Genomic DNA, 18036 nt, shown 5'->3' with positions numbered 1-18036 from the left:
CGATACGCATCGTCAGGTTCTTCTTCGTGCTGTCCGTGAGGACTTCGCCGAGGAGTTCAGCGAATTTGGAAGCATGCTCTGCTTCTTCAAAAGCGTAGCGTTTGTAAGCTTCTGCGATTTCCGGATAACCTTCGCGGTCAGCCTGACGGCTCATAGCGAGGTACATGCCGACTTCGGAGCACTCGCCCGTGAAGTTCTGACGCAGACCTTCGATGATGCGCGGATCAACGTCTTTTGCAACGCCGACATGATGCTCATCAGCAAACGTCATCGTGTCGCTCTGCTCAACGAACTTGGAAGCCGGAGCATGGCAGATCGGGCATTCAGCCGGAGCTGCTTCGCCTTCATAAACATAACCGCAAACCGTGCAAACAAACTTTTTCATAATAAAAGCCTCCTAATATATCTTGATATACATACACATCATAGGTGAATCCCGATTGATTTGTTCTTTGTGTCAATCGGTGTAGCTCACTTGCTATGCTTTGATTATACGTCATATGGGATAAAATAGAAATAGCGAAATCTGGCGATTAAGAGGAAATATCTGCTTTATTCTCACTCAATCTCTTAATATCGCCAATTTGCTCATTTTATAAAATAAATTTTCTACGGATAATAATTATCTAAATTATCATGGCGGGCTGGCATGTGGAGGAATTTACCGAATCTGCTCCGTGTGATATAATGATAAATTGAATATGCATGATTTTATGTGTTCATTTTTAACTATATATAGGAGAGATAATACACGAAATGTTTACCTGTACAACGAATTCTCCCGAGGAAACTGCCCATATAGCAGAGCTTGTCGGACAAAAGATCCGGGAGGGAACCGTACTGTGCCTGGAAGGAGACCTTGGCGTCGGCAAGACACTGTTTGTTCAGAGCCTTGCGCGTACTCTGGGGGTAGAGGGAGAGGTCACAAGTCCGACATTCAATCTCATGAATGTATATGAAGGAATATGCCCCATCTATCATTTTGACCTCTATCGTCTGGAATCCGAGGAGGAGCTTGAAGATATTGGCTTCTACGAATATACGGAAGATCCCGAGGGAATCGTCGTCATTGAATGGTCGGATAAGTTTCCGCAGTGTATGCCGGAGGATTATGTCGAGGTCCATATCGAGAAATCGGAGTTTCAGGAGGATGGACGCAGGATTACTTTCGCAAGCGTCGGAGAGCGCTATCAGGAATTCATAAAGGAGTTGGAGTCATTTGTCTATTTTAGCCATTGATACGGCCACGCAGGTTTCGAGTGTGGCTGTGGCTTCTGCTGATAAACTCGCGGCTGAGCTTACGATGCAGGCAAAGCTCACGCATTCGGAAACGCTCATGCCGCATATCGAGAAAGTCCTCGCGATGGCAGGGGGCAAAAAAGAGCAGCTTGAAGGCATTGCCGTCAGCATCGGTCCAGGCTCCTTTACGGGCCTGCGCATCGGACTGGCCGCGGCCAAGGCCATGGCCTATGCCCTGAACCTGCCGATTGTCGGTGTTTCGACATTAAAGGCACTTGCCTATCACTATCCGGTGCCAGGGCTGCGCATCGTCAGCCTGCTCGATGCGCAAAAGGGCAATGCCTACCGTGAAAGCTATGAATGGCAGGACGGGAAGCTGCAGGTCATGCAGTCCGTAGAAGTCCTGCCGCTTGCAGAAATCATCGCGGAATGTGCGGAGTCGGGACGTCCTTGCGTGCTCTTAGGCGATGTTGCGGCAAAACGCGTGCGCGGGAAAATGGAGCTGCCTCAAAATGTCACAGTGGCACCGGCGCATCTCATCATGCCGCGCGCTGCCTGCGTAGCCATGCTTGGTTTGGAAGAATTTGCTGCAGGACACCGTGATAATGTCATGAACATGGAGCCTGTCTACATTCGCCGCAGTGAAGCAGAGGTCCTTTGGGAAAAACGTCATCCGGAGGCAGCCAAATGAAGCCGGTGGGTCTGAGCTTCCGCGAAATGAAGCCCGAGGACGCCGAAGCTGTAGAAACCGTCGAAAAGGCGTGTTTTGCCATTCCGTGGTCGAGAGAATCGTTTTGGCGGGAAGCCGCAAACGAGAATACCTGTTATTTGCTGGCTCTAGACGGTCAAAAAGTCATCGGCTATGTGGGCTGCTGGATTTCTTTGGAAGAGGCACAGATCACGAATATTGCCATTTTGCCGGCATACCGCGGGCAGAAAGTCGGGACAGAGCTTTTGGGCAGGCTCATTGAGATGGTGAAAAAGCGCGGCGTCACGGCCATGACGCTCGAGGTGCGGCCGTCGAATGCGCCGGCACGCGCCCTTTATGCACATTATGGCTTTCGCGAAGCCGGTGTCCGTAAAAAATACTACCATGATAATGGCGAGGATGCCATCATCATGTGGAATACGAAATTATAAAGAAACGGGCGAAATGGCTTTTGCCAGTTTATGCCAATTTATGTCAGTTTAAGCTAATTTTAGTCAGTTTATGAGGAGAGAGGGATAGCGTGGAAGAAGAAATCCTGACTCTGGGAATCGAGTCGAGCTGCGATGAGACTTCGGCGGCCGTACTGCGCGGCGGCCGCACGATTTTGTCCAATGTCATCTCGACGCAGATTCCGATTCATCAGAAGTTTGGCGGCGTGGTGCCGGAAATCGCTTCGCGCAAACACATCGTCAATATCATGCCGGTCATTGATGAGGCTGTGCGTCAGGCAGGCGTAACGCTCAAAGACATCGACCAGGTCGCCGTGACATATGGTCCGGGCCTTGTGGGAGCTTTGCTGGTCGGCGTTTCAGCAGCGAAGGCACTTGCCTTTGCCCTTGATAAGCCGCTCATCGGGGTCAATCACCTTGAAGGGCATATTTTTGCTAACTTTTTGGCGGAACCAGAGCTTGAGCCGCCATTCATGGCTCTTGTTGTTTCAGGCGGCCATACGGCACTTGTCGACGTGCGCGGTTACGACCGTTTCCATATGATGGGACAGACGCGCGACGATGCGGCAGGCGAAGCTTTTGATAAGATTGCCCGCGTCATGGGACTGCCGTATCCGGGCGGTCCGCGCATTGATGCGCTGGCAAAAGAGGGCAATCCTCTGGCCATTGATTTCCCGCGTGCTCTTGAGGAAAAAGGCAATTACGAGTTCAGCTTCAGTGGCTTGAAATCGGCTGTGCTGAATTACATCAACAGCGAGAAGATGAAGGGGCATGAGCTGCAGAAAGCGGATATTGCCGCTTCGTTCCAGCATTCTGTTGTGGAAGTGCTGGTAGAAAAAGCGTTTGACGCCGTGCAGGAAGCGGGACGTGACACGCTTGTACTCGCCGGCGGCGTGGCGGCGAACAGCGGGCTTGAGGCAAGACTGCGTAAACGTGCCGAAGAAACGGGCATCCGCTTCTTCTATCCGAATCGCATTCTCTGCACGGACAACGCGGCCATGATTGCCTGCCGCGGCTATTATCAGGCCAAACACGGCGATTTCAGCGATTTATACCTCAATGCCGTGCCGGGACTTGGTTTGGAAGAGAAATAACCGTATACAGAATAGAGATTTTGGAATCAATGTGGATTCCCTGTCAAAGGACTGCTGCCTCTGTACAGCAGTCCTTTTTGTCTTTTCGGAAAATATTCTATTACTTGTATCATTTTACGGATAGTACATTACAAATTAAACGTTTTCTGCTATACTATAAAGCAAAAGTGTAAGAGTGAGGTGCGGATAAGATGGATAGTATTACACGGCTCTGCCGTGAGCAGACGAATCTGACCATGCTGCAGATCAGTCTGCTTTCACGCATGTCGATTGTCTTTCCTTTTTTGGCAGATTTGGCACATGGTGAGCTTAAGGTTTATGTCAGAGCAAAGACGCCGAATTCTTTTCTTATTGCAGCGCAGCAGCGGCCACATACGGTTTACCTTCCGGGAAAGCCGGATGAAGCGGGACGTGTGATACGCTCGATTGAGGAACCGCTGATCAAGGAAACATTCCGAACGGGGAAACCCGGCTGCGGCAAGCGCGAATGGAATTATGGCTCCATGATTGATATGTACACGTTTGCCATACACGATGGGGATAAAGTCATCGGTGTACTGAATTTTGAGGTAGACCGTGAAAAATTATCGATTGAAGGGTATCCGCATCTTTTAGAAGCGGCCGTGGCGGTGCTTTACCATGCCCGTCATGTGCTGAATCCCGAGCAGTTCCGCCCGATTACGGCCAGTGACGGCATCATGATCACGGACGCACACAGCCGCATCATCTTTGCCGATGCCGCAGCACAGCGCATTTACCGCGTACTTGGTGTCGGCAGCCTGCGCGGCGGCCACCTTTTTGACCGGCAGATGACGCAGCATGTCACGCGCGAGACCATGGAAACGGAGCGTCCCTGGCAGAAGGAGATCACGGCCGGCGGTCTCATCCTCATCCGCCGCGAAATCGTCATCCGCGAAGGCGGCGAGCTCAAGATGCGCATTGTCATCATTTCAGATGTTACGGAGACGCGGGCCAAAGATAAGGAAATCCGCATCAAGTCCGCGGTCATTCAGGAAATCCATCACCGCGTCAAGAATAATTTGCAGGCTATTGCAAGCCTGCTGCGCATTCAGGCGAGACGCGCAAAGACCAGGGAAGTCAAGGAAGCACTTCAGGAAAGCATTAACCGCATCCTGTCGATTTCTGTTGTCCACGAGTATCTTTCACAGCAAGGCAGTGAGGATATCGATGTGCAGGAGGTCATGGGGCATATCTTCGACCTGGCAGCGCGCAATATGACGGACAAAGATTTCCTCATTCGTACGGAATTCAAGGGCCCGCGCTTGATTCTGCCGTCGAAATGCGCAAGTTCCGTGGCTCTTGTTTTAAACGAACTCGTGCTCAATGCCATGGAGCATGCCTTTGTCGGACGTAAGTCGGGACTCATCGGCCTTGCGGTGCAGGAGGATGCGGACCATTGGCATCTGGACTTTTATGATGACGGTATCGGACTGCCGGCAGATTTTGGCAAACAGCCGCGCAAATCGCTGGGACTCACCATTGTGCAGACTCTGGTCGAAGGGGACCTTGGCGGTACTTTCGTCATCGAGAACGATGAACGCGGAGCCGGACATGGTACGCATGCAAGACTGCGCATCCCAAAAGTACAGCCAAATCCTACGGATGCATAAACTGGAAATACAAATAGATTGATACAGGACAGGAAAATAAGAGGATTGCAGGGGAAAGGCAGGAATACATATGGCACATGAGAAATTACGGATTGTCATTGCGGATAATGAATCCATCATCCGCATGGATTTGCGGGAGATGCTCGAAGAAGCCGGACATGAGGTCGTGGGTGAGGCGATTGATGGGCGCAGGGCGGTGGAACTCACGCGTCAGCATCGTCCGGACCTCGTCATCATGGATATTAAGATGCCGCAGATGGATGGCATCACGGCAGCGCGCAAGATTTCAGAGGAAAAGCTGGCCCCTGTGCTTTTGCTGACCGCATTCAGCCAGCCGGAAATTGTCGAAAAAGCGAAGGATTCGGGCGTACTTGGCTATCTTGTCAAACCCGTGCAGGAAAATAATCTCTTTCCGGCCATTGAAATTGCCATGTCGCGCTGGCGTGAGATGCAGGGCCTCGAGCAGGAACTTGCGGGCCTGCGCGATTCCCTGGCCATGCGCAAGACACTTGACCGCGCCAAGGGCATCCTCATGGCTGCCCATCATCTGTCAGAGCCCGAGGCCTACCGCCGCATCCAGCAGTATGCGATGATGAAGCGGCTGACCGTCAAGGAAGTCGCCGAGGCCATCGTCAAGGCCGCGGGCGGTAAGGTCTGAGAACAGGGAAAAAGAAAATATATATGAGTTTTATCACAAAAAGTTAGTTTACATGTTGACAAACTATGTTTTCTCGTTTATGATAGAACCATATTGGATAGGAACTGACCAACAAATGGAGGTTCCAGGATATGCTAAGGCATGTCTTGGAATCTCCATTTTTATTTGTTTATTTTTCAGGGTATGTGAGGTGAAGGCAGTGGAACATGTTTTAGCAGAAACCGGCAGAAATGAATCCATGCAGCAGGGATATGGGCGTCTTATGCACTTGGCTGCGAGTATGTTCCGCATAGGAGCCATTGGTTTTGGCGGCGGTAACGCGCTGATTCCGGTTATCGAGGAAGAAGTTGTCCGCAGGGGCCGTCTTGTCTCGAAACGCGACTACGAGGAAGATGTCGTAGCAGCCTGCGTTACGCCAGGGGCATTGCCCGTGGAGATTGCTGCCGGCATTGGTCAGCGTTTAGGCGGTTATGCAGGGATGATGCTCGCTGCTTCGATGATGGCGCTGCCGGGGTCCATTCTGACCATCCTGATTCTCGCCGTGCTGTCGGGCGGGCAGGGAGAGGCACTGCTTGGCATCCGCAGCATTTCCATCGGCCTCGGTGCCTTCATCATCAGCCTGCTTCTGCTCTATGTCATCAAGACGTTCCGCCAGGTTCAGACGGAAGGGCAGCGGACTGTGCGCATGATGGGTCTCGTGATGACGGCCGTGTTCCTGCTTTCTTCGGAAAAAAATATTTACGCGCTCTTAGGTGTTGCGCAGAAGCCGATTTTCGGACTTTCGGTCGTGGCAACGCTGGGGCTGGCATTTTTCCTGATTGTCTTTTTGAGCAAAGAGAGGACGCGTGCGAAATATCTGCTGGCATCCTCTCTGATCGTTTCGTTTCTTCTGAGCGGCAGCAGCCTCACGGGCGGACTGCCGTGGATGGCTGAAATACATGTCGGAAGCATTTTCCTGATGGGTCTGCTGGGAGTTTATGGCATCTCGCAAAGTTTTCGCGGCGCTGCGCAGGATGATGCAGCCAGGGACAAGGGGACGCTGCTGCTCGGGAGCCTGAAGGAAGCATTGGTCTGGTTCGGCTTTGCCCTGTTTTTTGCCCTGCCGTCACTGCTGCTCGTGCCGGAGAGCCTTTCTTATCTGATGAATGGCTTTTTGTCCTCGCTGCTCTCTTTTGGCGGCGGCGATGCGTATCTGACGATTGCCGATGGACTGTTCGTCGGCAGTGGCGCCGTAACAGCCGCCGATTTTTATGGTCAGCTCGTACCGGTGGCCAATGCCCTGCCGGGGTCCATCCTTTGCAAGATTTTGACGGGCATCGGTTATTTTGAAGGGATGCGCGCGGGCGGTATGACGGCAGGTCTCCTGCTGACACTTTCTGGTTTTGGCATCAGCGTAGCGGCTTCGGGCCTGCTTTTTGGTTTTGTCGCACGTCTCCTGCGAACGTTCCACGATGTACCGGTTTTCCGTCAGGTGAGTTTCTGGGTACGCCCGATTATCAGCGGCCTGCTGCTTAATGTGGCTCTCTCGATGCTGCGTACGAATCTCGCCGCTGGCGCGGAACTTTCTCTGCCGCAGCTGCCTGTCCTGCTGCTGACGGTCCTTCTCGCTGTCATTTGCCTGCTGGTCCTTTGCAGGCCCAAGGCAGGGCTTGCGGCACCGATGATGTTTTCGGCAGGTGCCGGATTTGTGCTGATGCTGATTTGAAGAAGATGTGGATTTTAGGAGAGATATTACATGAAGGAAATGCATTTAGAGCGGCGCCATCTGGAGACCGATGTGCTGATTATTGGCGGCGGCACGGCTGGATGCTATGCTGCTATCCGGCTTGGCAGGGAAAGGGGCATGCAGGTGCTGATTGCAGAAAAGGCAAATATTGAGCGCAGCGGCTGCCTCGCGGCCGGCGTCAACGCACTCAATGCCTATATTTCAGCAGGTCATACCCCCGAAGATTATGTCGAATACGCGCGTCGGGATGCCGAAGGCATCATCCGCGACGACCTCATGCTGACGATTGCCCGAAATGTCAATGCGGTCACGGAAGACCTTGAAAAGCGCGGCCTCGTAATCCTGAAGGATAAAGACGGGAATTATGTGACGCGCGGCTGGCGTAATGTCAAAATAAACGGCGAGAATATCAAGCCGCTGCTGGCAAAGGGCGTACAGGAACAGGAAAATGCGACGGTGCTCAATCATGTCAACATTACGGACTTGAAGGTAAAAGATGGCAGAGTTTACGGCGCTGTGGGATTTTCCGTGCGCGAAAAGATTGCCTATGATATCGACGCCAAGGCTGTGCTCATCAGCACGGGCGGGGCGGCAGGGCTCTATCGCCCGAATAATCCGGGCTTCTCGCGCCATAAGATGTGGTATCCTCCTTTCAATACGGGCGCGGGCTATGCCATGGGCATCCGCGCAGGCGCCGAGATGACGACGCTTGAGCACCGCTTCGTTGCCCTGCGCTGCAAGGATACGATTGCACCGACCGGCACGATTGCGCAGGGCGTCGGCGCAAAGCAGGTCAACGCCGAAGGCGAAGTCTACGAGACAAAATACGGCCTGACGACACCGCAGCGCATTTACGGCACGGTTGAGGAAAACCGCAAGGGGCGTGGCCCGTGCTACCTCGATACGCGCCATATCACACAGGAGCAGCAAAAAGATCTTTACCATGCCTATCTCAATATGGCACCGGCTCAGACCCTGAAATGGCTCGAAAGCGGCAAAGGCCCGCAGAAAGAACCGGTCGAGGTGGAAGGCACGGAGCCTTACGTCGTCGGCGGCCACACGGCCAGCGGCTTCTGGGTTGATACGAAGCGCGAAACGACGATTGAGGGCCTTTTTGCAGCCGGCGATGTGGCGGGCGGTGCTCCGCAGAAATACGTGACCGGAGCCTTGGCCGAAGGTGAAATCGCCGCTGAGGCCATTGCAGCGTTCTGCCAGCAGACAGAAAAAAATCCGTCTCAAAATACGGGAACTGATGATGCTCATTTATCCGCCTATGATGCTTATCTTGCCAATGAGCAGGGTAATCTGACGACAGAACAGCTTGAAGAGGCCATGCAGAAAGTCATGGATGAGTATGCCGGCGGCATCCATACGGATTACCGCTATAACAAGAGCCGGCTGCAGCTCGCGGATGAAAAAATCCAGCATCTTGAAAGCCTGCTGCCATCACTTGCTTCTATAGATATGTACGGACTCATGAAGATTTACGAGTTGCGCGAACGTCTGACGGTCTGCCGGGCACTCATTACCCATCTGCTGGCACGTCATGAGACGAGGTGGCATACGTTTGGCGAGAACGCCGATTATCCGGAGCAGTCGCCAGAAGGCCTCTGCTACATCAATTCGTGCTTTGAAGACGGAAGCTTCCATATATATAAGAAGCCGCTGGTCAAAGGAGGGCATTATGAGCATACGCATTGATAAGGCGCGCTGCATCGGCTGCGGCCGCTGCACAGAGGCCTGCCCCGGCAATCTCCTGTGCCTGCGGCAGGCGGAAAAAGGGCGCAAAGCTGAAATCCGCGAAGTCCGGGACTGCTGGGGCTGCACGGCCTGCATGAAGGTGTGCCCGGTAAGCGCTATCGGCTATTTTCTTGGCGCGGACCTTGGCGGCAGCGGCAGCACGATGACCATCGAGAAAAAAAGTCACTTTTATCACTGGCATATCAAAAAACCTGGGCAGGATACAATCATCATCACGATTGACCGCCAGAATGCCAATCAATACTGAGTAAGGAGTTCATAGATATGGGAAAATTATCGCATCTCGATGCCTTGGAGGCGGAAGCTATCTATATCATGCGGGAAGTAGCAGCAGAATCGGAAAAACCGGTCATGCTCTATTCCATCGGCAAAGACAGTACCGTCATGATGCATCTGGCACTCAAGGCCTTTTACCCGGAAAAGCCGCCTTTTCCGTTCCTGCACATCAACACGACGTGGAAGTTCCATGAGATGATTGCCTTCCGCGATGCACAGGCGAAAAAATACGGTCTCGACATGATTGAGTACAAGAATGAGGAAGGCCTGAGGGCCGATGTCAATCCGTTTGACTACGGCGCTTCGTATACGGATATCATGAAGACGCAGGCACTCAAGCAGGCTTTGACGAAATACGGCTTTACGGCAGCCTTTGGCGGCGGCCGCCGCGACGAGGAAAAATCGCGTGCGAAGGAACGCGTTTTCTCCTTCCGCAATGCGGCGCAGGCCTGGGACCCGAAGAATCAGCGTCCGGAGATGTGGAAGCTCTACAACTCGCAGATCAACAAGGGCGAGAGCATCCGCGTGTTCCCGCTGTCCAACTGGACGGAGAAAGACATCTGGCAGTACATCCGCCGCGAGAATCTCGAGATCGTCTCGCTGTATTTTGCGAAAGAACGCCCTGTCATCGAGCGCGATGGCAATCTCATCATGATTGATGATGACCGCATCGTCAAAAAACTTGACCTGAAGCCTGAGGATATTCAGCATAAGAAAGTCCGTTTCCGCACGCTCGGCTGCTATCCGCTGACCGGAGCTGTCGAATCGGAAGCCGATACATTAGATGCCATCGTGGAGGAGACGCTCGGCGCCGTAGAATCGGAGCGCACGAGCCGCGTCATCGATCACGAGGGAGCCGGCAGCATGGAACGCCGGAAACGGGAGGGTTATTTCTGATATGAACGATTTACTCAAATTCATTACCTGCGGCAGCGTCGACGACGGCAAATCCACGCTGATTGGTCATCTTTTATACGATGCCAAACTCATCTATGCCGACCAGAAAGAAGCGCTGCTGCTCGATTCCAAAGTTGGCAGCCGCGGCGGCGCCATCGATTATTCGCTGCTGCTTGACGGACTTTTGGCCGAGCGTGAGCAGGGCATCACGATTGACGTGGCCTACCGCTATTTCACGACGGACAACCGCAGTTTCATCTGCGCCGATACGCCGGGGCATGAGGAATACACGCGCAATATGGCCTGCGGCGCTTCGTTTGCGGACCTCGCCATCATCCTCGTCGATGCGACGCAGGGCGTTTTGACGCAGACGCGCCGTCATGCCCGCATCTGTGCGCTCATGGGAACTCGTTATTTCGTCTTTGCCATCAACAAAATGGACCTTGCGGATTATTCAGAAGCACGTTTTGACGAAATTCGCCAGCAGATTGAGGAACTCCAGCAGGAACTTTCGCTGCACGATGTCAGGATCATTCCGGTTTCGGCGACGGAAGGCGACAATGTCACGAAGAAATCCCCGAATATGCCCTGGTATGATGGCCCGACGCTGCTTGAGTATCTTGAGACGGTCGATGTCACGGCCGTGCAGGAAGATGGTTTTTATATGCCCGTACAGCGCGTCTGCCGTCCAAACCATGAATTCCGCGGCTTTCAGGGACAGATTGAGAGCGGCAGCATTGCCGTCGGCGATACCATTACCTCGCAGCCAAGCGGCGAACAGGCCGAAGTCAAAAAGATTTTGGTGGCAGACCGCGACGTGCAGTCGGCCTTTAAGGGACAGCCTGTGACCATTCAGCTGAACCGTGAGGTCGATGTTTCGCGCGGCTGCGTGCTCGAAAAGGGAAGCCATGTCCGTCAGGCCGCGAATTTCAAGGCTGAAATCCTCTGGATGGACGATGTGCCTCTTTCCATCGGCAAGAACTTCATGGTCTTCCTCGGCACGAAGAAGATTCCGGGCATACTGACGAATATCGATTACCGCATCGACATCAACAGCGGCGAGCATGTCAAGGCGGATGGACTCAAGAAGAATGAAATTGCCGTCTGCGAGATTGCCGTGACGGAGCCCATCGTGCTCGATACGTTCAATCATCACCGCACACAGGGCGAGCTCATCCTCATTGACCGCATCAGCAATATGACCGCGGCCTGCGGCGTTGTGCGTGAAATTCCGGATGCCAGTGAAAAACGTCATTTCGCTGCCAATCAGCAGATGCGCAGCGCCCTGAACTGGCAGGCCCCGCTGGCCGTGGCCTTTGAGCCGCAGAATGACGGCCTTTCCCTTGCTGATATCGAAGAAGCCGAGTACTACCTCGTGCGCAATGGCCGTCACACGTATCTTTATCATCCGCAGGCCGGCGAAGATTATGAAAATACCCTGCAGCATCTCCTGCAGGCCGGCCTCGTCGTCCTGCTCGTGCTCGACAAAGGGCAGGAAGTACCGGAAAATGTACGCCGCTTTGCCGAATTTGTGGGAGAAGGTGTCAATGAACTGAATTCCCAGCAGATTGCGGAAAAGATCCTGCATCATTCCATGCTCGATTCGATGATGGCGCCAAATAACTGGATTATTTAAGAAAGAAAATTACATCTTATCAAGGCAGTCAAAATGACTGCCTTTGTTTTTTTGACTTTTTTATGGAATTTATATTGACATTTTGACTTAGAGGGGGTAATATAAAGACTGTAGTTAGCACTCGGGACTAGTGAGTGCTAACACCATAACAAAGTAAATTCATTTTATAGGAGGAAGATACCTATGATTAAGCCATTGGGCGAAAGAGTTGTCATCGAAGTTGCAGAAAGCGATGTAAAGACGGCCAGCGGCATTGTACTGCCGGACACGGCCAAAGAGAAACCGCAGAAGGGCACGGTTGTGGCAGTTGGTACGGGCAAGCTGCTCGATAATGGTGAGCGCGCCGCTATGGAAGTCAAGGTTGGCGATGGCGTCATCTTCTCCAAATATTCGGGTTCCGAAGTCAAGGTTGACGGCAAGGACTATTTGATTGTTCGCGAGAGCGACATTCTGGCAGTTGTGGAATAATTTCGGAGGTAATATAAATGGCAAAGCAGATTCTGTTTGATGAAGAAGCACGCCGCGCACTCGGCCGCGGTGTTGACGCACTGGCAAATGCAGTAAAAGTAACGCTCGGACCTAAGGGCCGCAACGTTGTCCTCGATAAGAAATTCGGCGCTCCGACCATCACGAACGATGGTGTCACGATTGCCCGCGACATCGAGCTCGAGGATCCGTTTGAAAACATGGGCGCACAGCTCGTCAAGGAAGTCGCCACGAAGACGAACGACATCGCCGGCGATGGTACGACGACGGCAACGCTTCTGGCACAGGCCATGATTCATGAAGGCATGAAGAATGTCGCAGCCGGTGCCAACCCGATGATCATCAAGAAGGGCATTGATGAAGCAGTCAAGGCTCTCGTTGAGGAGATCAAGGCTAAAGCTAAGAAAGTCGAAGGCCAGGCTGATATCGCACAGGTCGCTACGATTTCTTCCGCAAACGAAGAGACGGGCCGCCTGATTGCTGAAGCCATGGAAAAAGTCGGCAAAGATGGCGTCATTACGGTTGAGGAATCCAAGACGATGCGCACGAACCTTTCCGTCAAGGAAGGCATGCAGTTCGACCGCGGCTACATCTCCCCGTACCTCGTTACGGATACGGATAAGATGGAAGCAACGCTTGACGACCCGTACATCCTGATTACGGACCGCAAGATTTCGGCTATCAACGACATTCTGCCGATTCTCGAGCAGGTCGTAAAAGCTGGCAAACAGCTCGCCATCATCGCTGAGGATGTTGACGGCGAAGCTCTGACGACGATTGTTGTCAACAAGCTGCGCGGTACGTTCAAGGCTCTGGCTGTCAAGGCTCCGGGCTTCGGCGACCGCCGCAAGGCTATGCTGCAGGATATCGCAACCCTGACGGGCGGCACGGTCATCAGCGAAGAAGTCGGCCGCAAGCTCGACAGCGTTACGCTCGCTGACCTCGGTCAGGCACACAAGATGGTCTCTACGAAGGACGAGACGACGATCATTGGCGGCAAGGGCGACAAAGAAGCCATTGCCGAGCGCGTTGCTCAGATCAAGCAGCAGATTTCCCAGACGACGAGTGATTTCGATAAGGAGAAACTGCAGGAGCGCCTCGCAAAACTCTCCGGCGGTGTTGCTGTCATCGAGATCGGCGCTGCTACGGAAGTCGAGATGAAGGACAAGAAGTACCGCATCGAAGATGCCCTGAACGCTACGCGTGCAGCTGTTGAAGAAGGCATTGTCGCAGGCGGCGGCACGACGTTCCTCGACATCCTGCCGGCACTCGACAAACTCGACGTCGAAGGCGACGAGAAGGTCGGTGTCAATATCGTAAGACGCGCTATCGAAGAACCGGTCCGTCAGATCGCTCAGAACGCAGGCCTTGAAGGTTCTGTCGTTGTCGAGAACGTTAAGAAGGCCGGCACGGGCATCGGCTTCAACGCACTCAAGAACGAGTATGTCGACATGCTCAAGGCTGGTATCGTTGACCCGGCTAAGGTTACGCGTTCTGCCCTGCAGAATGCAGCTTCGATTGCCTCCATGGTCCTCACGACGGAAACGCTCGTTGCGGACAAACCGGAAAAAGAAGCTCCGGCAGCAGCTGGTGCACCGGGCATGGGCGGCATGCCGGGCATGATGTAATCTCTTAACATCATTACATCTCCTAAACTTAAAAGATTCCCGTTCGGATTTTCCGGACGGGAATTTTTATATGTCCGGATTCTTTGTTTACAAGGGCTGAATGGGGCAAATATTGACACGCAGGCGGTTTTAGGCTAAAATAGCAACGTATCGAAGTCTCGATACAAGAGTATATAATTTCATATTGCAGCGGGATGTTACGGAAAAGAAGCAATTCTTAGCGCTAGTTCCTTTAGGAGAAATAACTCTGGAGGAAGACGAGGAGAAGGTTGTCGAGACGTCAGCGGATGCCTTCCGGCCGTTCCCGGTCGATAGGACCTGATGAAATCAGATGAGCAATTATCTGCACAAAATCAGGCGGGGGAACCTGCTGCATCAAAGTATCAGGAGGTACTTCATTATGTGTGGTATTGTAGGTTATGTCGGCGATAAGCAGGCTGCGGATTTCCTTCTGGAAGGTCTTTCGAAGCTTGAGTACCGCGGCTATGATTCAGCAGGTATCGCTGTCTATGATGGCAAGCGTATCCGCGTGGAAAAGAGTGTAGGCCGCCTGTCTGCACTGCGCGATAAAATCAAAGACGATATGCCGCAGGGCACCATCGGCATTGGCCATACGCGCTGGGCTACACACGGCCGTCCGTCGGACCGCAACGCGCATCCGCATACGGACTGCTCCGGTGATTTCGTCGTTGTTCACAACGGCATCATCGAGAACTATCTCGGCCTTAAGGAAGAGCTCATCGAAAAGGGACATGTCTTTAAGTCGGAGACCGATACGGAAGTCGTTGCGCATCTTCTCGAAGAAGTCTACAATGGTGATTTTGTTTCTTCAGTCCGCGAGGTTCTGCACCGCATCGAGGGTTCCTACTCTCTGGTGTTCATGAGCAAGCGTGAACCGGACAAGCTCATCTGCACGAAGCAGGACAACCCGCTCGTCATTGGCATCGGCGAGGGTGAGAACTTCATCGCGTCGGATATCCCGGCTATTATTGCCCGCACGCGCCGTACGTACATCCTCAACGATGGTGAACTTGCCGTTGTTACCAAGGACTCCATCAAGATCACGAACCGCCGCGGCGAACCTGTGACGAAGAAGGTCTTTGAGGTCAACTGGAATGCGGAAGCTGCTGAAAAAGGCGGCTATGAGCACTTCATGCTCAAAGAAATCAACGAGCAGCCGAAGGCTGTCCGCGACACGATGAGCCAGCGCATTGCCAAGGATGGCAAGTCCATCGTCATGAACGAGCTCAAGTGGGATGCGGATTATCTGAATTCCTTCAATAAAATCTATATCGTTGCCTGCGGTACGGCTTATCATGCCGGCCTTGTCGGCAAGTTCTACATCGAAAAACTGGCCCGTGTCATGGTCGAAGTGGATGTAGCTTCTGAATTCCGCTATCGCAATCCGATTGTCGACGAAAATACACTGTTCATTGTGGTTTCGCAGTCGGGCGAGACAAGCGATACACTGGCTGCTCTCAAAGAGTCGAAGCGCCTTGGGGCAAAGACCCTGGCCTTGACGAATGTCGTCGGCTCCTCGATTGCCCGTGAGGCCGACCAGGTACTGTATACGTGGGCTGGTCCTGAGATTGCCGTTGCTTCGACGAAAGCTTATACGACGCAGCTGATTCTGTTCTTCATGCTGGCCCTTTATATGGCTCAGATTAAGAAAACGCAGACGCCGGATCGCATCGCGGAGCTTATTGCAGAACTCAAGAACATTCCGGCGCAGATCAGCGAGGAACTTTCAGACGTTGACCCGATTAAGACTTTTGCGAAGAAGTACGGCTTCAATGAAGATGTTTTCTACATTGGCCGTCTGCTCGACTACGATGTAGCTCTGGAAGGTGCTCTGAAGCTTAAGGAAATTTCCTATATCCATGCCGAGGCTTATGCCGCCGGTGAGCTCAAGCATGGCACGCTGGCTCTGATTGTCGAGGGTGTGCCCGTCATCGCTCTGGCTACGCAGAAGAGCGTTTACGAGAAGACTCTTTCGAATATCAAGGAAGTCAAGGCCCGCGATGCTGTTGTCATCGGTATTGCCGCAGAAGGCGATACGGAGCTTGAGAAGTATGTCGACCATGTCATCATGGTTCCGGAGACGGATGAACTCCTGATTCCGCTGCTGACGGTCGTTCCTCTGCAGCTTCTCGCTTATTATGCTGCGATCACGCGCGGCTGCGATGTTGATAAACCGCGTAACCTCGCAAAATCGGTCACGGTTGAATAATAAAAGAACAAATTATGAGACCTTCTCCATCCGGAGAAGGTCTTTTTGTGAAAATGAAGAAGAATAGAATAATATAAGAGGCATAGAAAAGAGGATAAAGCATGAAGGCATTTATTTTTGACATGGACGGCGTTATTGCTGATACAGAACCCGTACATATGCAGGCTGAGCAGCACGTACTCAAGAGATTGGGGTTTGAGGTAGATATTGCTTATTTTCAACGCTTTCAGGGCATGACGGACAGTATGCTGTTTGAAGCAGTAAAAAAAGATTATCCGTTCAAGGCGACTGCAGAGCAGGCTGCTAAAGCCAAGGCATATATATTCAATAAAAAGCTCCACGAAGAACACGTCACGCCGATTGAGGGGATTCTGCCGTTTATCCATGAGGTAAACGAATTACGCCAGTCAAAGGGCCTTAAGACGGCCATTGCGAGTTCTTCGAGTGATGATTTTATTGGTTTTGTCGTCGATGACCTCAAAATACGGGATTGCTTTGATATCCTGATGAGCGGCACGAACCTCCCCGAGTCAAAGCCAAATCCGGCCATTTATCTGCAGACAGCCGCCTATCTGCAGGTAGATCCAAGGGAATGTGTCGTCCTCGAGGATGCCGCTAACGGCGCGAAAGCGGCCAAAGCGGCCGGAATGACCTGCATCGGCTTCAATAGTCCGCACAGCCCAAACCAGGACCTGTCTATTTGTGATCATGTCGTAGATAAGATTTCTGAAATTCGTCTTGATGAGCTTTTTTAAATGTAAAACGAAATGCGTCTTAAGCAGGATTATCCGGAGGCTACGAAGAATAAATTCTTTAGCAAATAAATTTTTGAAATTATTAGCTTGAGGAGGCATTTTTATGGCAGAAATGACGAAAAAGGCACAGGCATTTCAGGATTTTCTGGATGAAAAAAATATCAAGGCTTTTGCTGCAGAGACGATCGAGAATGATCCGGAAAAGACAACTGTCTTTCGTTCGCATGTAGAAGTCGATGGTCAGCAGCTGCCGCTGCTCGTTCTGCTTGACCGCAGTATTTTTTCGATGATTCGCGTCCAGGTTTCGCCAAAATGCAAAACAAAGGAAAATGAGCTGGCCGTACTCAAACTGGCCAATGAGCAGAATCTGACATACAAGCCTTTCAAACTCTACTTTGATGGCGAGGGCTCTCTGATTCTTGATATTTGTCTGCTGACACCTGATGATGAAGGCAAAGACATCGGCGATATGATTTATGGTATGTTCAATGTGCTGATCCAGTTCCTCAACGAGAACTATCGCAGTATCATGAAGACCATTTGGTAAGAAACAACGTTCTGCAAGTCTGAAAAGCTGGCTGATATGAAAATCAGCTGGCTTTTTATATTCTTTTTTAAAAAAGTGTTGACAAACCATTTTGTATACTGTATCATAATACAAGTCGCTGAGAGATACGGCAGACACAGACAAACAAACCTTGAGTGGTAAAACTGTGAAAGCCAAAAAGCTTCAAAAAAAGAAGAAAAAACTTCTTGACAAGCTGAGCTCGATGCGATAAGATATAAAAGTCGCTTGAAGCGAGAACGCTTCGAAAGACAAGTTGTTCTTTGAAAACTAAACAATGCAACATGAATCATTTG

The 18036-nt window shown here is 52.0% G+C and carries 17 protein-coding genes; 16 read left to right on the top strand and 1 reads right to left on the bottom strand.

Annotated elements, in window-relative coordinates; translation table 11 throughout:
• A partial coding sequence (locus ACI4OH_RS00615; RefSeq protein ID WP_439783932.1) for a rubredoxin-like domain-containing protein occupies positions 1 to 385 on the bottom strand: 385 nt, incomplete at its 3' end.
• Between the two features lie 371 nt (positions 386 to 756).
• On the opposite strand from ACI4OH_RS00615, the gene tsaE reads away from it, so the two are divergent.
• The 16 genes from tsaE (at position 757) to ACI4OH_RS00535 (ending at position 17722) form a co-directional block, all read left to right on the top strand.
• Positions 757 to 1239, top strand: a complete 483-nt coding sequence (gene tsaE / locus ACI4OH_RS00610) for a tRNA (adenosine(37)-N6)-threonylcarbamoyltransferase complex ATPase subunit type 1 TsaE (protein ID WP_435721966.1) — start codon at positions 757 to 759, stop codon at positions 1237 to 1239.
• Complete coding sequence (gene tsaB / locus ACI4OH_RS00605) at positions 1220 to 1930, top strand: tRNA (adenosine(37)-N6)-threonylcarbamoyltransferase complex dimerization subunit type 1 TsaB (protein ID WP_435721965.1); 711 nt, start codon at positions 1220 to 1222, stop codon at positions 1928 to 1930. The genes tsaE and tsaB overlap by 20 nt, the downstream gene beginning before the upstream one ends.
• Complete coding sequence (gene rimI / locus ACI4OH_RS00600; RefSeq protein ID WP_432648040.1) at positions 1927 to 2379, top strand: ribosomal protein S18-alanine N-acetyltransferase; 453 nt, start codon at positions 1927 to 1929, stop codon at positions 2377 to 2379. Before tsaB ends, rimI begins: the two co-directional genes overlap by 4 nt.
• 89 nt (positions 2380 to 2468) lie before the next feature.
• The gene (tsaD, locus tag ACI4OH_RS00595) at positions 2469 to 3491 is read left to right on the top strand and encodes a tRNA (adenosine(37)-N6)-threonylcarbamoyltransferase complex transferase subunit TsaD (RefSeq protein ID WP_435721963.1); all 1023 of its coding nucleotides are present in this window, start codon (positions 2469 to 2471) and stop codon (positions 3489 to 3491) included.
• Positions 3492 to 3682: 191 nt separating this feature from the next.
• Entirely contained in the window at positions 3683 to 5122 is a 1440-nt protein-coding gene (locus ACI4OH_RS00590) for a sensor histidine kinase (protein ID WP_432647615.1), read from the top strand.
• A 70-nt stretch (positions 5123 to 5192) separates the two neighbouring features.
• Positions 5193 to 5780 (top strand): ANTAR domain-containing response regulator, encoded by a 588-nt coding sequence (locus ACI4OH_RS00585; RefSeq protein WP_432647616.1) that lies wholly within the window; start codon positions 5193 to 5195, stop codon positions 5778 to 5780.
• A gap of 199 nt (positions 5781 to 5979) precedes the next feature.
• Positions 5980 to 7485 carry a chromate transporter gene (locus tag ACI4OH_RS00580; RefSeq protein WP_435721962.1) on the top strand — a complete coding sequence of 502 codons (1506 nt, stop codon included), beginning with the start codon at positions 5980 to 5982 and terminating at the stop codon, positions 7483 to 7485.
• A gap of 39 nt (positions 7486 to 7524) precedes the next feature.
• Positions 7525 to 9207, top strand: a complete 1683-nt coding sequence (locus tag ACI4OH_RS00575; RefSeq protein WP_435721998.1) for an adenylyl-sulfate reductase subunit alpha — start codon at positions 7525 to 7527, stop codon at positions 9205 to 9207.
• On the top strand, positions 9191 to 9514 hold the full coding sequence (locus ACI4OH_RS00570; RefSeq protein ID WP_432647618.1) for a 4Fe-4S dicluster domain-containing protein: 324 nt from the start codon (positions 9191 to 9193) through the stop codon (positions 9512 to 9514). The genes ACI4OH_RS00575 and ACI4OH_RS00570 overlap by 17 nt, the downstream gene beginning before the upstream one ends.
• Positions 9515 to 9531: 17 nt before the next feature.
• The gene (gene cysD, locus ACI4OH_RS00565) at positions 9532 to 10440 is read left to right on the top strand and encodes a sulfate adenylyltransferase subunit CysD (protein ID WP_432647619.1); all 909 of its coding nucleotides are present in this window, start codon (positions 9532 to 9534) and stop codon (positions 10438 to 10440) included.
• Position 10441: 1 nt separating this feature from the next.
• Positions 10442 to 12076 (top strand): sulfate adenylyltransferase subunit 1, encoded by a 1635-nt coding sequence (locus tag ACI4OH_RS00560; RefSeq protein WP_435721961.1) that lies wholly within the window; start codon positions 10442 to 10444, stop codon positions 12074 to 12076.
• 183 nt (positions 12077 to 12259) lie between these two features.
• Positions 12260 to 12544 carry a co-chaperone GroES gene (gene groES, locus ACI4OH_RS00555; protein WP_295633135.1) on the top strand — a complete coding sequence of 95 codons (285 nt, stop codon included), beginning with the start codon at positions 12260 to 12262 and terminating at the stop codon, positions 12542 to 12544.
• Between the two features lie 17 nt (positions 12545 to 12561).
• Entirely contained in the window at positions 12562 to 14190 is a 1629-nt protein-coding gene (gene groL / locus ACI4OH_RS00550) for a chaperonin GroEL (RefSeq protein ID WP_435721960.1), read from the top strand.
• Between the two features lie 400 nt (positions 14191 to 14590).
• Positions 14591 to 16420 (top strand): glutamine--fructose-6-phosphate transaminase (isomerizing), encoded by a 1830-nt coding sequence (gene glmS, locus ACI4OH_RS00545; RefSeq protein ID WP_435721959.1) that lies wholly within the window; start codon positions 14591 to 14593, stop codon positions 16418 to 16420.
• Positions 16421 to 16521: 101 nt separating this feature from the next.
• Complete coding sequence (locus ACI4OH_RS00540; RefSeq protein ID WP_435721958.1) at positions 16522 to 17175, top strand: HAD family hydrolase; 654 nt, start codon at positions 16522 to 16524, stop codon at positions 17173 to 17175.
• A gap of 103 nt (positions 17176 to 17278) precedes the next feature.
• Positions 17279 to 17722 carry a hypothetical protein gene (locus ACI4OH_RS00535; RefSeq protein WP_435721957.1) on the top strand — a complete coding sequence of 148 codons (444 nt, stop codon included), beginning with the start codon at positions 17279 to 17281 and terminating at the stop codon, positions 17720 to 17722.
• Positions 17723 to 18036 lie beyond the last annotated feature (314 nt).

Origin of the sequence: Mitsuokella apri (assembly GCF_051886055.1) — a bacterium.
Classification (GTDB): Bacteria; Bacillota; Negativicutes; order Selenomonadales; family Selenomonadaceae; genus Mitsuokella.
Note: the sequence above shows the minus strand (reverse complement) of the source record. Positions and strands in the feature narration are given on the sequence as shown.